Annotated in this window: 11 protein-coding genes and 1 tRNA gene; 7 read left to right on the top strand and 5 right to left on the bottom strand. The window is 72.6% G+C overall.

Features of this window, described 5'->3' with window-relative positions; genetic code table 11:
- The first annotated feature begins 47 nt into the window (after positions 1–47).
- On the top strand, positions 48–518 hold the full coding sequence (locus ABD901_RS31245) for a hypothetical protein (protein ID WP_345132080.1): 471 nt from the start codon (positions 48–50) through the stop codon (positions 516–518).
- A gap of 290 nt (positions 519–808) precedes the next feature.
- Positions 809–1120 (top strand): hypothetical protein, encoded by a 312-nt coding sequence (locus ABD901_RS31250; RefSeq protein ID WP_345132082.1) that lies wholly within the window; start codon positions 809–811, stop codon positions 1118–1120.
- Positions 1121–1328: 208 nt separating this feature from the next.
- Here ABD901_RS31250 and ABD901_RS31255 read toward each other — a convergent pair.
- From ABD901_RS31255 to ABD901_RS31270, 4 genes are all read right to left on the bottom strand, one after another.
- A tRNA-Arg gene (locus tag ABD901_RS31255) sits at positions 1329–1404 on the bottom strand.
- A gap of 164 nt (positions 1405–1568) precedes the next feature.
- Complete coding sequence (locus tag ABD901_RS31260; RefSeq protein WP_345132084.1) at positions 1569–2315, bottom strand: single-stranded DNA-binding protein; 747 nt, start codon at positions 2313–2315, stop codon at positions 1569–1571.
- A 294-nt stretch (positions 2316–2609) separates the two neighbouring features.
- Entirely contained in the window at positions 2610–3512 is a 903-nt protein-coding gene (locus tag ABD901_RS31265) for an NAD(P)H-binding protein (RefSeq protein ID WP_345132086.1), read from the bottom strand.
- Between the two features lie 45 nt (positions 3513–3557).
- Positions 3558–4547, bottom strand: a complete 990-nt coding sequence (locus ABD901_RS31270) for a hypothetical protein (RefSeq protein ID WP_345132088.1) — start codon at positions 4545–4547, stop codon at positions 3558–3560.
- Positions 4548–4691: 144 nt separating this feature from the next.
- Here ABD901_RS31270 and ABD901_RS31275 point away from each other — a divergent pair, with 144 nt between their 5' ends.
- Both ABD901_RS31275 and ABD901_RS31280 read left to right on the top strand, forming a co-directional pair.
- Complete coding sequence (locus ABD901_RS31275) at positions 4692–5294, top strand: TetR/AcrR family transcriptional regulator (RefSeq protein ID WP_345132090.1); 603 nt, start codon at positions 4692–4694, stop codon at positions 5292–5294.
- Between the two features lie 268 nt (positions 5295–5562).
- Positions 5563–9747: a preprotein translocase subunit SecA gene (locus ABD901_RS31280; protein ID WP_345132092.1), complete on the top strand. Its 4185-nt coding sequence runs from the start codon at positions 5563–5565 to the stop codon at positions 9745–9747.
- Between the two features lie 6 nt (positions 9748–9753).
- Here ABD901_RS31280 and ABD901_RS31285 read toward each other — a convergent pair whose 3' ends face one another.
- On the bottom strand, positions 9754–10749 hold the full coding sequence (locus ABD901_RS31285; protein ID WP_345132094.1) for an NAD(P)H-dependent flavin oxidoreductase: 996 nt from the start codon (positions 10747–10749) through the stop codon (positions 9754–9756).
- Between the two features lie 69 nt (positions 10750–10818).
- Between ABD901_RS31285 and ABD901_RS31290 the strand changes: the two genes are divergently transcribed.
- The 3 genes from ABD901_RS31290 to ABD901_RS31300 are packed head-to-tail and all read left to right on the top strand — an operon-like array spanning position 10819 to position 14537.
- Complete coding sequence (locus ABD901_RS31290; RefSeq protein ID WP_345132097.1) at positions 10819–11739, top strand: AraC-like ligand-binding domain-containing protein; 921 nt, start codon at positions 10819–10821, stop codon at positions 11737–11739.
- 57 nt (positions 11740–11796) lie between these two features.
- On the top strand, positions 11797–13326 hold the full coding sequence (locus tag ABD901_RS31295) for an alkaline phosphatase D family protein (RefSeq protein ID WP_345132099.1): 1530 nt from the start codon (positions 11797–11799) through the stop codon (positions 13324–13326).
- A gap of 8 nt (positions 13327–13334) precedes the next feature.
- The gene (locus ABD901_RS31300; protein WP_345132101.1) at positions 13335–14537 is read left to right on the top strand and encodes a hypothetical protein; all 1203 of its coding nucleotides are present in this window, start codon (positions 13335–13337) and stop codon (positions 14535–14537) included.
- Positions 14538–14880 lie beyond the last annotated feature (343 nt).

The following is a 14880-nucleotide window of genomic DNA, read 5'->3' on the forward strand; positions in this document are numbered from 1 at the left end:
GGCCGTTGCGGTCGGCCAGTTGACCTCGCTCGCTACGCTCACTGACCGTGAAGCTCTGCCGCACCCTGGTAATCGGAAGTCTTCCGCTCGCGATGGCAGCATGCACGGCCACCCCGTCCACTCCGACCGCCACCGGCCCGGCGTACACGTGCTGCGAAGCGGCGGACATCAACAGGGACTATCAGCCGGGCCAAACCCTGACCGTCCACTGGATTGTCGTCCCCGGAAAGCTCAGCACCGGCAGTCCAGCACACGAGGTCGAGCTGAACGCACGCCTGAGCGGCCCGTATGCGACGGTGAGCGACTTGAAGACGGCGTCCGGTCAAGATCCCGCAGGAGGCTCCACCTTCACCGCCGACCCGATTCGCCCGTCCGGCCAGACCGGGGAACAGCCGGTGAGCTCCATCCTGATCCCGCTCGCCGCAGCGCCGGGCTACTACAACCTCATCACGTCAGTCACAGAGGCACCCGCCTCCCACGGCGGTGCGAGCGTCATCCACGTCGTCCCCAAGCCCTGATGGCCGCAGCCGATACCTGCCCGATGACGCCTCGCCGGTCGGTTCGAGGGGCAGTTCCGCCCATCGGACCTCTCGAGCCGAGAAGTACAGGTGAGACTCCCCGGCCATCTGATCAGGCGTCCGGAAATCAGATCGGCTCACATTGTCGAGATCAAGGTGAAGCCGGCCAGTAGATCGTCGAGGAGGAGCCAGAGAAGGTATTGACGTCGACAATCCGGAAGTCCCGGACATCGCCGAGTTCCAGTCGCAAGGTGACCCACTCATGCTCTGGCGCATTCCTCATCAGCTCAATGACGACGGAAGCGGTAGACCACCGCACCGGCCGATCGGAGGAGGAGGTCGCTGACAACCCCAGGCAGGGAAAAATCTTGGAGTTGCAGCCCGACGGCAGAGCGGTCGTCGCGGTCACCACGCAACTCCGGACAGCCCTTGCGATTGCCACGGTCGCGACGTTGAGTGCAGCCGCTCGGCCGTGGGCTGAGACCGACGAACTCGACGGATCGGACCCGGCGGATCTGACCGAGGTTCTGGTTGCCTTGGCCGACCTGGCCCGCCGCGCATCCTCGCGCGGCGACAACCTGTACTGCCTGGTGACCCTGTAGATCACGATCCCGCCGGAGTCGCTCAGACCGGCCGCGCGGCGCCCGTCTGTCACGAGTCGACGTGCGTGGAAACCGGTCCGGTACTCACCACGGCGACGGGTCGTCCGGTCGAGGCCCGGAACCTGAGCACGACGTTCAACCGGCCGATCGCGAGGGCCGGTGCGGCCGTTCGAGTCGTGGCGGGCGGCGCGTATTGGCTGGTGGATGCTGGTGCGCCCGGTAGGGATCGAACCTACGACCTTGGGATTAGAAGTCCCCTGCTCTATCCGCTGAGCTACGAGCGCATGTCGTGGCACAGGCTACCGCCATCCCGGGTCGGATTGGTTGCGGGGAGCCGGATTGCCGTTTGTCAAGCACAGCACGTCGCCTCGGCGGCGGGCAACCCGATTGGGCGGCGGGCGGGCGCGGCGGACGGGGAAATCCGCCACACACCGCCCGCCGCCGGTCCTCAGACGCCCGCGGGCACGCGCGTGCGCGGTCGTCTCCGCCCGCGCGGCGTCGCCTCCGCTTCCTGCTCCTCCTCCTCGACGACCACCTCGTCGCCTTCCTCGCCGGGCCCGCTCGTGTCGCCGGAGGCCAGGCCCGACAGCTCGGCCGCCAGGTCCTCGTCGGCGCGCTCGAACGGGTCGTCGGCATCGTCGACGTCCAGCGACGCGAGCACCTCGGCCGCGAACGGGTCCTCCTCGTCGATGACGGTCACGAACCCGCCCAGCTCCTCGTCGTACGCCCGGCGCCGCGGCAGCCCGTTGATCTCGTCCGCCGGTGCGGTCGGCACCTCCCCGATGCGCGCCTCCGCGAGCTCGTCATCGATGGCGCTCGTCAACGTGTGCGGCCTGACCCGCGCGAACTTCGCCCGCCCGCGCGAGAGGTCGTGCCCGACCGAGTGCGCGTCGAGCTCGTAGCTGACCCGCCGCACGTGGTCCTCGGTCTCCCAGTCCCTGCTGTACAGCCGGCCGGTGACAATCACCGGATCGCCCACCTGCACGCTGCGCGCAACGTTCTCGGCGAGCTGGCGCCAGCAGTTCACCCGCACCCGCAGGCTGTCCCCGTCGACCCACCGCTCGTTGGCCCGATCGAAGCGCCGCGACGTGGACGCCACCTTGAAGTGCGCCACCAGCGCCTGGCTGTCCACGATCCGCCGGCAGTCCGGCGCATTGAGCACGTTCCCGACGACGGTGACCATGGTCTCGAACACGGTCCCTCTCCCTCCGCTGATTGCGTTGACGAGGGCAGCGTGCTCGCAACCGGGCCCGCGCCGCTCCGCCCGGACCCCGAATCTGTGGATAACCGAGTGCTTGTGGACAGGGTCGCGGCGGTCTCGGCGATCTGTTATGGGCCCGCCTCCGACCTGCGAGAACGCGACGGCCCCGCAAGGCCGCCGCCGGCCCGCAACCGCAGAAATTTCTCCGAGCTACCGCGACGCCCGCCGTGGCCCGGACCGTGACTCCCGGGCCACGCCACGCCCGCGCACAGTCGCGCCGCTAGCGACTCAGCCCAGGTAGAGGTCCCTGCGGGCACCCACGAACGCCTCGATCGACTGGGGCGGGACCCCCGTCACCCGCTCGACGCCATCCGCCGTGCGGTCGTAACGGTTGTCCCGATGCAGCTGGGCCATGGTCAGGACGTGCTGTTCGGTGTGCGGCGGCAGGCCCATGCCCGAGAGCCCGGCCTGCCACCGGTCCGGCGGTACGTCCACATAGGACACCGGCCGGTCCAGCGCCCGGGAGTAGGCGGAGGCCAGCTGCGTCATGTCGACCGAGCGCGGCCCGGTCAGCTCGTAGACCTGCCCGACGTGCCCGGCCGGGTCGCGCAGCACGGCGGCGACGACCCGCGCGACGTCGTCCACGGCGACCGGCGAGGTGCGTCCGGTGCCGAACGGCAGCGCGATCGTGCCGTTCTGCCGAATCGAGCGCGCCGCCATCGTGGTGAACAGCGCAGTGTCCAGGAACACCGTCGGCCGGATGTGCACCACGGGCAGGCCGGACCAGTTCAGTACCTGCTCCGCCAGCCAGTGCAGCCGCTGCTGGGGCGACTCCGCGGTGCTGACGGCGGTCATCTGCGACACCGTCATCTGCGACAGGTCGACCAGGGCCTCCAGCTTCCCGTACTCCCGCGCAACGGAGGCCACCACGGTCGCCGCCAGCAGGTGGTCCGGGGACACGGCCATCGAGAAGAGCATCCGGGACACACCCTGCAGCGCGGACGCCACCGTCTCCGGCCGTGTCAGGTCCCCGACGACGACCTCCGCGCCGAGCCCCTCGACCTCGGCTGCTCGCTCGTCCTCACGACGGACCATGAAACGCACCGGCACATCCTGGGCCCTGAGCCGCTCGAAGACCGCACGGCCCACGCCGCCGGCACCGGGGATGAGGACAAGGTTGTCGGCAACCATCAGTGAATCTCCTTCGTTGTACTGGGATATCTGGGTAGATGTGCGTCAGCCGGCGGTGGCGACCCGTCGGGAGCGCAGCCGCACCAGCAGCGCCGCGAGCACCGCCCACAGCGCGAGGGTGACCAGCGGGCCGGCGACGTGCGCGCCGCCGAAGTAGCTCAGATCGGCGACGGCCCGCACGGCGGCGCCAGGCGGGAGCAGGCCCGAAACGATGCGGGCCGGACCGGGCAGCAGGACGACGCCGATCGTGGCGCCGCTGGTCGAATTGCCGACGGTGAGCAGCAGGAGGGTGGCCACCGGGATGCCGAGCGGGCCCAGCCAGGTGCCGAGCAGCATGGTGGTGAACGCTGCCGAGGCCGCCAGCAGTGCGAGCGCGCCCGCCAGGGGCAGGAACGGTGCCGGTAGGGCCCCCAGGACGGGTCCGGTGATGGCGGCCGCGACGGCGCCGCAGGCCGCCGCGAAGCCCCAGATCAGCCGGAACCGGTGGCGCAGGGGCAGCACGCGGCCGAGGCCCAGGGTGTTCTGGGCGATCACGAACCCGGCGAGGGTGACGCCGAACGCCACGTAGAACCCGCACAGTCCACGGCTGTCGAACCTCGCCAGCGGGACGATGTCCGCGGTCTGCAGATGCTGCCCCGAGCGGTTCGCATAGGTGGCGGCGAGGCCGATGACGGCGTTGGTGGTGGACAGGCCGTTGGCTCCGGCCACGTCCAGGCGCAGCCCGCCGCTACCGTCCGGGCCGAGGGCCGCGACGGCGTCACGGTGCAGCACCGCGCTGCGCGCCGAGGCGGCGTCGGCCGTCTGGTGCACGTCGACCCGGTCGCCGAGCGCCTGCCGGACCTCGGCGGCCAGCTGCGGCCCGGTCACGGCCAGCGGCACGCCGTGCGGTTGGGGGTTGCGCTGCAGGGCCACGTACAGGCCGACGAACGCCGAGACGATGACCAGTCCGACGATCGCCGGTTGCAGCCAGGCCCGCACCGGCACCTTCGGGCGGGCGGGCGTCGCGGACTCGATGAGCTCGGGCGGCGAAGTCACAGGCATCTCCAGTGCTGTCGGTTGACGTTGGGGGCGGCGCTGAACCGCCGCATCGACACGGTTTAGATGTCGCTTGCAATCTAACCGGCAGCCAGGATAGATTGCAAATGACATCCATCTGAGGAGTGTGATTCCGTGGGCCGCGTGTCCCAGGTGCAAGCGCAGGCGAACCGGCAGCGCGTCGTGGCCACCGCCGCCCGGATGTTCCGTGAGCAGGGCACCGCGGTCAGCGTGGCCGACGTGATGAAGGCCGCCGGACTCACCCATGGCGGGTTCTACAAGCAGTTCGCCTCGAAGGAGGACCTGGTCGACGAGGCCACCGCCCACGCCTTCGCCGGGCCGGCGACATACTCGGCGGTGACGTTCGAGGAGCACGCCGGGGACCCCGAGGCCGCCCGCCGGGCGCTGATCGAGCAATACCTCTCGGTCTGGCACCGCGATCACCCCGGGGAGGGCTGCCCCGTCTCCGGCTTCGCCGCCGACCTGGGGCGCGAGCCCGGCGAGGCCACCCGCGCCCACCACGTCTTCAGCAACGGGGTGCGCAACCTCGCCGCTCGGCTGGCCACCGGCGACGACGACGGCATGGCCCGGCTCTGCACCATGGTCGGCGCCCTCGCCCTCGCCCGCGCCACCCGGGGCACCCCGCTGTCCGAAGAACTGCTGCAGGCCGCGCGCACGGCGCTCATCGAGAGCGGCACCGGTCAGCCCGAACCGCAGCAGCGCACGGACCGACCTCACGCGAAGTAGGCGCCAAGAGCTGCAGAATCCCCGAGCTACCGCGACGTCCGCCGTGGCCCGGACCGTGACTCCCGGGCCACGCCACGTCCGCGCGCAGTCACCCTCGACCTGGCGGCGCGTTCCCGACGGACATCAAAAGACTCTGCGACGGCACCGGAAGCGGTCGACCGTTCAGGCAGCCGTGGGTCGCACGAAAAGATCGAGGAGGGTGCTCACCGCTTGAACCGGCGCGCGGGGTTGTCGATGCTGATACCACCCGAGGGAGCGAGGGGGCGGCATGACGCGGGGCCGGGCGGTTTGGCTGTTGCTGCTGCTCGTGGCGGCCGCGGCGGCCTGGGCCGTCGCGCAGCAGCTCAAGTTTCCTACCGGGTGGCGGATCGGGCTCGCGGTTGCCGCCGTCGTCGTGCCGCTGTTCGCTGCGGAGCTGCGGGAGCGGTTCAAGAAGGACGACGACCGGGTCAAGGTGTTCCGGGCGCACCTGCGGGGCTACTCGCGGCGGCGTGGGGTGCCGGCCGTCGGGTCGATCCGGGACCTGGGGACGCTCGGCGTGGGGCGGGCGCGGCGCGGGCAGGCCGGCGGGGCGGTGCCCTACGTGGCCCGCGACGAGGACGAGCGGCTCGACGACCTGCTTGCGCACGACGCGTTCGTGCTGATCGTCGGGGATGCCAAGGCCGGTAAGACACGGACCGCGGCGGAGGCCGTCCAGCGCAACTTCCGGCAGCGCCGGCTCATCATCCCGCGCGGCGCGGAGTCGTTGCCGGCGCTGCTCGACGCCGAGATCGACCTCGACGACAGCGTTGTCTGGCTCGACGAGCTCGAGCGGTACCTCGACAAAGGCGGGCTCGCCCGGCTGCTCGACGCGCTCGACGGAGCCGACGCGCCGCGGCACTGTGCGGTTGTCGCGACGATGCGGGCGCAGGCGTACGGGCCGCACATTCCGCACGAAGGCATGCAGTCGCCGGCGTGGCCGCTGCTGTCGCGGGCGCAGCTGGTGCGGTTGCCGAGGCTGCTGACCAAGGCCGAGCGGGACCGGGCCGCGGCGGTCGTGGTCGACCCGCAGGTGCTCAACGCGCTGGACCGGTACGGGCTGGCGGAGTACCTGGCCGCCGGGCCGGACCTCATCGACCGGCTCGAGGACGGGCTGCTGGCCAAGCCCGTCGGGGCGCTCGTCGTGCTCGTCACCATCGACTGGTACCGCACCGGCACCCGCCGCACACTGACGCCCGAGACACTCACCGACCTGCTGCCGGGGTACGCCGCCACGCTCGGCGTCGAGGCGCCCTCGACCGGCGAGGTGCAGGACGCCGTTGCCTGGGCGCGGCAGCCCATCTACGCGGCCAGCTCGCTCATGTCCGACGACGACCACGGGTACCGCGTGTTCGACTACGTCCTCGACCACCACCAGGGGCGGCCGGAGACGCCGCCGGTGCAGAACGCGACCTGGCAGGCGGCGCTCGCGGCCGGGCCGGACGGCGACGAGGCGCTGCGCATCGGGCTCACCGCGAGCGAGCAGGGGCGCGTGGACATCGCGCTGGTCGCGTTCGAGATCGCCGTGGACAACGCCACCACCGTCAACGCGCCGATCGCCGCCTACAACTACGGGTCGGCGTTGCAGCGCGCCGGGCGCGCAACGGAGGCGATGGCGTACTTCCGGCGGGCGGCGGACGCCGGGCACGTCGAGGCCGCCTACGCGGCGGGGCGGCTGCTGGAGGGCGAGGACGCGGAGCGGTACCTGACCCGCGCGGCCGAGCGCGGCCACGCCGACGCCGCGTTCGCCCTCGGGACGCTGCTGCGCGGGCGCGACGCGCGCCGGGCGCTCGAATGGTTGCGGCGGGCCGCGGACGCCGGGCACGTCGAGGCGGCGTACGCGGCCGGGCGGCTGCTGGAGGCCGGCGACGCGGCCGCAGACGCGGAGCGGTACCTGGAACTGGCGGCCGAACGCGACCACGCCGACGCCGCGTTCGCCCTCGGGACGCTGCTGCGCGGGCGCGACGCCCAGCGGGCCCTCGAGTGGCTGCGGCGCGCCGCGGACGCGGGGCACCTGCAGGCCGCGTACGCCGCCGGGCAGCTCCTGCACGCGCAGGGCCGCGGGCCGGACGCCGAGCGGTACCTGCGCCTGGCCGCCGCGCTCGCCGCCGACGAACCGGGCTCGCTGGTGCCGGAGTCGACGCGGGCGCTGGTGCGCACCGGCCGGCGGCGGCCCGCGCTCGACGTCGCCGGTGCGGTGCACTCGCTGGGCGCGGTGATGGCCGCGCACACCGACGGGGAGCTGCAGCAGCTGTCGAACGTGTACCGGCGGCGGCTGGCCCGCGGCGAGACCCTGGCCGACCTGCTGCCCGAGGCCTTCGCCGCCTTCCTGGAGGCGATGCGGCGGGTGCACGGGGCCGCGCTGACCGAACGGCAGCTCACCGCCGGCGCCGCGCTGCACGCCGGGCACGTCGTGGAGATGCGGGCGGGGCAGGGCCACGCGCCGGCGGTCGGGCTGGCCGGGTACCTCGACGCGCTGGCCGGCAACGGCGTGCACGTCATGGCGATGGGCGACGAGGCGGCGGCCCGCGACGACGAGCACATCGGCGCCGTGCACCGATTCCTGGGGCTGCGCACGGGGCGGCTGATCCCGGGGCAGCGCAGCAGCGTGCGGCGGGCGATCTACGACGGCGACGTCGTGTTCGGCGACATCTCCGAGTTCGCGTTCGACCACCTGCGCGACGGGCTGGCCTGGTCGACCGACGAGCTCGTCCAGCGCGGGCTGCACGCCGCGATCGTGCAGGAGGCCGACGTCCTGCTGTTGGACCAGTTCCGCCAGACCTACTCGATCACGGCCGACTTCAACCAGAGCGATCGGTGGTACACCGAGTTCGCCCGCATCGTCGCCCGCATGCAGCTCGGCGAGCACTACCGCGTCGACACGGCAGCGAAGCGGGTGTACCCGACCGAGGCCGGCATCGACATGGTGGAGGACCAGCTCGGCATCGACCGGCTCTACGCCGTGGAGAACGGCGAGATCGTGCACCAGCTGACCCAGGCGATCCGGGCGCGGGCCCTCTACGAGCGCGGCCGGGACTACCAGGTGCGCGACGGCCGGATCGTGATCGCCGACCCGCAGACCGGCGAGCTGCTGCCGACCCGCCGGTACGACAACGGGCTGCGCCAGGCGCTGGAGGCCAAGGAGGGGCTCGCGATCAGCGCCGCCACCGAGGTGCGGGCGACGATCTCGGGTCCGGCGTTCGTCCGGCGGTACGAGCGGCTGTCGGCGATCGCCACCGTCGCGGCCGCCGAGGCCGAGGCGTTCCGCCGCTTCTACGGCACGGCCGTCACCGCGGTACCGACGCAGGAACCATCGGGGCGCGAGGACCTGCTCGACGTGGCATTCCTGTCCGACGAGTCGCGCTGGGCGGCCGCGGCGCGCATGGTCGGCGAGCAGCACCAACGCGGCCGGGCGGTGCTCGTCGACGTCGCCACGGACGCGGAGGCGGAGGCGCTGCGCGACCGCCTGGAGCCGGCCGGGATCTCCGCGAGGCTGCTCACGACCGAGCACCGCGAGCGGGAGGAGGAGGTGCTGTCGCGGGCCCTCGAACCCGGCGCCGTCACGATCGGCGTCAACGTCGCGCTGACCCGCGTCGACATCCCACCCGGCGACCTGTTCGTCCTCGGCACCCGCCGCCGGCTCGCGCGCCGCCTCGACGAGCGCCTCGCCGACCTCGCCGGCCGTCGCGGCGCGCCGGGCGCCGCGCAGTTCCTGGTGGCCCGGGGCGACCCGCTCATGGAGGGCGTGCACTGGATGGTGCCGCAGTCCTTCGACGACGCCATGGGGATGAGCACGCACCTGCTGACCCGCGCGATCGCCGCCCGGCAGCGGCTGATCCGCTCCGTCGAGGTCGACCGGCAGCTGGTCCTGCTGCGCTGGGACGCCGTGCTCGAGGACCACCGGCTGCGCCTGCGCGAGCTGCGCGACCGGGCGCTGGCCGGCGACGGGCTTTCGGAGCTCACCCTGGCGTACCTCGACGAGACCCTGGACGCCTACGTCCACGCCGACACGGACCAGGCGACACTGGTCGCGGCCGTGCGCCAGCTGTTCTGGATCGACGACGGCCCGATCACCAGGGACGGCCTCATCGAGCGCGGACGGGAGATCTGGCACCGCCGCCAGACCGAGCTCGGCGCGGAGGCGTGGCACGAGCTGCAACGCCAGGTCCTGCTCAACGTGATCGACCGGCAGTGGCGCGAGCACCTCGCCGTCCTCGACGACCTGCTGGAAACCGCGCCGCTGGAGCGGATGGCCGGCCGCGAGCCGCTGCACGCCTACGAGGAGCGCGCGGCCCTGGTCTTCGACGAGCTGCTCGATCGGGTCAAGGAGGAGACGGTCGGCTTCCTGTTCAACCTGGAGGTGCGGGTCGAGGACGCGCCCGAGGCGCCGCCCGCGCTGCCGGGCGGCAGCGCGGGCGGGAACGGTCAGACGTAAGACCGCCTACCGGGACAGCCCGAGCAGCTTCTCCGCCTCGGCCGTCATGTCGGCGATGACCTCGGCGGCCGGGCGGACCGATGTCACCAGGCCGACGCCCTGGCCGGACAGCAGCGCCATCTCCTCGAGGTCGCCCGTGGTCGCCTCGCGCATCGGCACCAGGTTGGAGAAGCGGTGCATCGGCACCCGTTCGCCGCCGAGCACCGTCTCGCCGATGACCGGCAGCGGGCCGTCGGGGACGGCGTCCGCGCGGCCGGCCCACTCGCGCACCACCCGGTTGCGCAGCACGCGCATCGGGTTGAACTGCGGCGTCTCCTGGCCGAACAGCGATGTGCTGACGGTGTCCTCGGCCGCCGCCGCGACCAGGCGCGCCTTGTAGCCGTCGTGCGCGGCCGACTCGGTCGTGGCCACCAGGCGGGTGCCGACCCAGACGCCGTCGGCGCCGAGCATCAGCGCGGCGGCCAGGCCGCGGCCGTCCGCGATGCCGCCCGCGGCGAGCACGAGGGCCGGTGCGACCGCGTCGGCGACCAGCGGTACCAACGCGAACAACGGCAGCGTCGAGGCGTTGTGGCCGCCGGCCTCCTGCCCCTGCGCGACCACGACGTCGACGCCGTCCTCGACCGCGCGGCGCGCCGCGTCGACGGAGCCGACCTGCTCGAACACCCGCACCCCGGCGGCGTGCAGCCGGTCGGTCCAGGCCCGCGGCGGGTGGCCCCAGTGGAAGGAGGCGACGGCGGCGCCGGCCTCGCAGACCGCGTCGATCTGCTCCTCGGTCGTGAACACGGTGATGAAGTTGACGTTGAACGGCCCGGCCGTGCCGGAGCGGATCGCGGCGATCGTGGCCGCGATGGCCGGCGCGGGCATCAGCCCGACGCCGAGCGAGCCGAGCGCGCCCGCGTTGCTGACGGCGACGGCGAGGTCGGGCGTCATACCGACGAACGCCATGCCGGCCTGCGCGATCGGCGTGGACAGGCCGAACGCGTCGGTGAATCTGGTCCTCATGCACCCACCGTGTCAGAACCCCGTCGAAACCATGTTGCGTTCCGCGCATCCGGGCGTTGCATTGCGTGCATGCGGTGGTCGACGGGCGGACGTGCGCCCGGTGAGCAGTTCGAGTACTGGCGCGAGATGATCTGCGCGGCCTTCCTCGCGCTGACGCCGGAGTCGGACCTGCGCGGCGGGTTCGCCGGCGCCGTGACGCAGTGGCCGCTCGGTGCGCTGAACCTGGCCCGGATCACGTCGCAGCGCCAGACGGTGCGGCGCACCGAGGACGACATCGCCCGCTCCCCCGCGGCCGGCTTCTACGCCAACCTGCAGGTGCGCGGCACGAGCCTCATGGCGCAGGGCGGGCGGGAGACGTTGCTGCGCCCGGGCGAGCTGGGCGTGGTCGGCACCGACGAGCCGTTCCGCTTCGAGTTCGGCGCCGACTTCGAGCAGCTGTCGTTCTTCGTGCCGGCGCGGCTGCTGCCCGGTCCGGTGCCGACCGCCACCGCGCTCCCGACGAGCGCCGGCGTCGGCGCGGCGGTGCGGCTGGCGCTGGAGTCGCTGCCCGCGGTGCGCCGGCCGGAGCGGCTCGCCTTCCATGCGGCCGGCATGCTGGCGGTGGCCCTGGAGCCCGAGATCCTGGATCCGGTACGGGCGCCGCGCACCCGGGCCGCGGCGGTGGAGGACATCGAGGCCCATCTCACCGACGAGGACCTGTCGCCCGCCGCGACCGCGCGCCGGCTCGGGGTGTCCGTGCGCCTCCTGCACGGGCTCTTCGCCGGCGGGCCGGCCTCCTACGCGGCGACCGTGCGGCGGCTGCGGCTGGACAAGGCGGCGCGCGACCTGCGCGACCCGGCGCTGTCCCACCTGCGGGTGATCGACGTCGCCACCGAGGCCGGATTCGTGAACGTGGCGAGCTTTCACCGCGCCTTCCGGCTGGCGTTCGGCCGCACCCCGAACCAGCTACGCGGTTCGCACACAACGGAAAATAATCAAACATATACGTAGACATCTATACAGGGCGCGGCCACGCTGTGTTCATGAGCGGACCCGAAGGTAACCCCCATGAATAGGCTCAGCCGCCGCACGTTCGTCCTCGGTGGTCTCGCCACCGCCGGGGCCGTGGTCGCGCCCCTGCAGAGCGCCCAGGCCGCCGTCCCGTTCCCGTTCCAGCTCGGCGTAGCCTCCGGCGACCCGGACGCGAACAGCGTCGTCCTCTGGACCCGTCTCGCCCCCAGCCCGCTCAACGCCGATGGGCAGGGCGGCATGGCCAACGCCGACGTCGCCGTCGACTGGCAGGTCTCCACCACCAGCACGTTCGGCACCCTGGTCGCCTCGGGCACCGTGACCGCGCACTACGCACAGGCCCACTCCGTGCACGTCATCGCGGGCGGGCTGCAGCCGGACGCGGAGTACTACTACCGCTTCCGCGCGCAGGGCCACATCTCGCCGGTCGGGCGCACCCGCACCGCCCCGGCGATCGGCACGCTCGGGCGCGACTTCACGATGGCGTTCGCCTCGTGCGCGCATTACGAGTCGGGCTACTTCAACGCGTACCGCGGCATGGCCGACGACCGCCCGGACCTGATCCTGCACCTGGGCGACTACATCTACGAGGGTGGCGCGACCTCCGGCGCCCTGCGCCAGCACGCCGGCGCGAGCGAGATCGTGTCGCTGGCCGACTACCGGCGCCGCTACGCGCAGTACAAGTCCGACCCCGACCTGCAGGCCGCGCACCAGATCGCGCCGTGGCTGGTCGTGCCGGACGACCACGAGGTCGAGAACAACTACGCGAACATGACGCGCGCCGACAGCAGCCCGGCGCTCACCACCGCGCAGTGGACGGCCCGGCGTACCGCGGCCTACCAGGCGTACTACGAGAACATGCCGCTGCGCCCGGCCAACGCCAACAGCGGCAACAGCATCGCGCTGTACCGCCGGGTCCGCTGGGGCCAGCTCGCCACGTTCCACATGCTCGACACCCGCCAGTTCCGCAACGACCAGGCCTGCGGCGACGGCTGGAAGGTCTGCGCGGACGCCGACCTCGCCAGCCGCAGCCTGCCGGGCACCGCGCAGGAGGCGTGGCTGCTCGACGGCCTCGGCCAGCACCTCGGCACCTGGGACATCATCGGCCAGCAGGTCTTCTTCGCCCGCCAGTTCGACGCCAGCGGCGCCGGCAACATGGACGCCTGGGACGGCTACCGCGCCTCCCGCTCGCGCATCCAGCAGGGCTGGGTCGACCGCGGCGTGCGCAACCCGCTGGTGCTCACCGGCGACGTGCACGCCTCGTGGGCCAACAACATCAAGGCCGACTACGCCAACACCGGCTCGGCCAACATCGGCACCGAGCTCGTGTGCACCTCGCTCACGTCGGGCGGCAACGGCAGCGCCACCACCACGATCCCCAACGCGGCCACCAACCCGCACATCAAGTTCTACTCGAACCGGCGCGGCTACGTGCGCACGCGCATCACCCCGGCGCAGGTGACCGCCGACTTCCGCGGCGTGAGCTCGGTGACCGAGCACGGCGTCGCCGCCACCACCGTCAAGTCGTTCGCCATCCTCGACGGCCAGCCCGGCCTTCAGGCCCTCTAGGAGACCGAGTGCAGGTTTTTGTTGCCGCGGCCCTCGCCGCGGCGTCGATGACGTGGACGACCGCCAACAGCACGGCCACCGGGGACCAGGACACCGCCGCGATCGCCGCCAACCGCAACGGCCAGGTCGCCGTCGCGTGGGAGGACGACCGGGACAGCACCGACCCCGCTAACAACAACCACTCCGACGTGTGGGTGCGCCTGTTCACCGACGGCGTGGCGAAGTACGAGCTGAAGCTGTCCGCGGGCGGCACCAGCGGTACCAACTGGAAGCACATCAGCCCGGACGTCGGCCTCGACGACAAGGGCAACGCGGTCGTGGTCTGGGCCGAGGACGCGGACGGCAACGGGGTGTTCAACATCTCCTACCGGGTGATCTCGCCGACCGGCTCGGTCACCGCGTCCGGGCGCGCCAACGCCGACACGGCGGGCGACCAGATCGTGCCGAAGGTCGCCGTCGACCCCGACGGCGCCCCGAACGGCGGCGCGGTCGCGTTCACCGTCGCCTGGGAGGACGTGCAGGGCAGCACGTACACCGTGAAGGCGGCCGGGTACACCGGACCCACGACGAAGGCCTACGAGGTCTTCGCGTCGCAGCAGACCGGCCAGCACCACCGCCCGGACGTCGCGGTCTCCGCGTCCGGCGACGCGCTGGTCGTGTGGGACGAGGACGCCGACGCCAACGGCTACTACAACATCGGCCTCGTCGGCCTCGCCAAGGCCAACGGCGCCGTCAACCTGTCCCGGCGCACGGCCAACAGCCTCGGCGACGGCCAGCAGCGCCACGCCGCGATCGCCGCGGACTTCAACGGCGACTTCGCGGTCGCGTGGGAGTCCGACCACACCGGCACCGCCGGCGTGTGGACCCGCTCGTTCGCGCCGGGCGCGGTCGCGCGCGGCACCGAGGTGGACGTCGCCGACGGCGGCGCCAACCCGGTCATCGGCATCGACGGGCAGACCAACACCGTCGTGGGCTGGACGGTCGGCGGCGCCAACCCGGACGTGTGGGCGCGCGGCTTCAACGCCGACGGCACCACCGCGGGCCGGCTCACGGCGCAGACGCTGAGCCAGACCACGACCGGGCGGCAGGAGCAGATCGGCGTCGCGGTGTCCAACTGGGGCGAGTTCTCGGTCGCGTACACCGACGACAACGACGGCAACACCTTCGACCAGGTGCTGCTGGGCACCGGCGGCGCCAACTCGGATTGGTAGACCGCCAGCTCTTCAGGACGGCGCTCACCAGGCCGCGCACGCTCGTGCGCAGCCACCGGCGGGCGCCGTCCGCGTCGTAGCGGCGAAGCGGCGCATCGTCAGCCGCCCACGGGTCAGCGGATACCCCGCCCGCACCTCCGGCGGCGGTCTGCGGGCTCTCGCCGAGGAAGCGCAGCCGCACGCCCCGGCGCCTGTACGCCGCGTGCCTCCTCGTCACGGCCGCCGGCATCGGCCTGTGCGCACCGGCCCTCACGTCGGGCGTGCTGCAGGGCCTTCACGCTGCTCGGGCCGGGCTGGGCTCGGGCCTGAACTCGGCGGCCCGGGAGGTGGGTGCGGCGGTGGG

It is taken from the genome of Dactylosporangium darangshiense (assembly GCF_039537565.1).
Classification (GTDB): Bacteria; Actinomycetota; Actinomycetes; order Mycobacteriales; family Micromonosporaceae; genus Dactylosporangium; species Dactylosporangium darangshiense.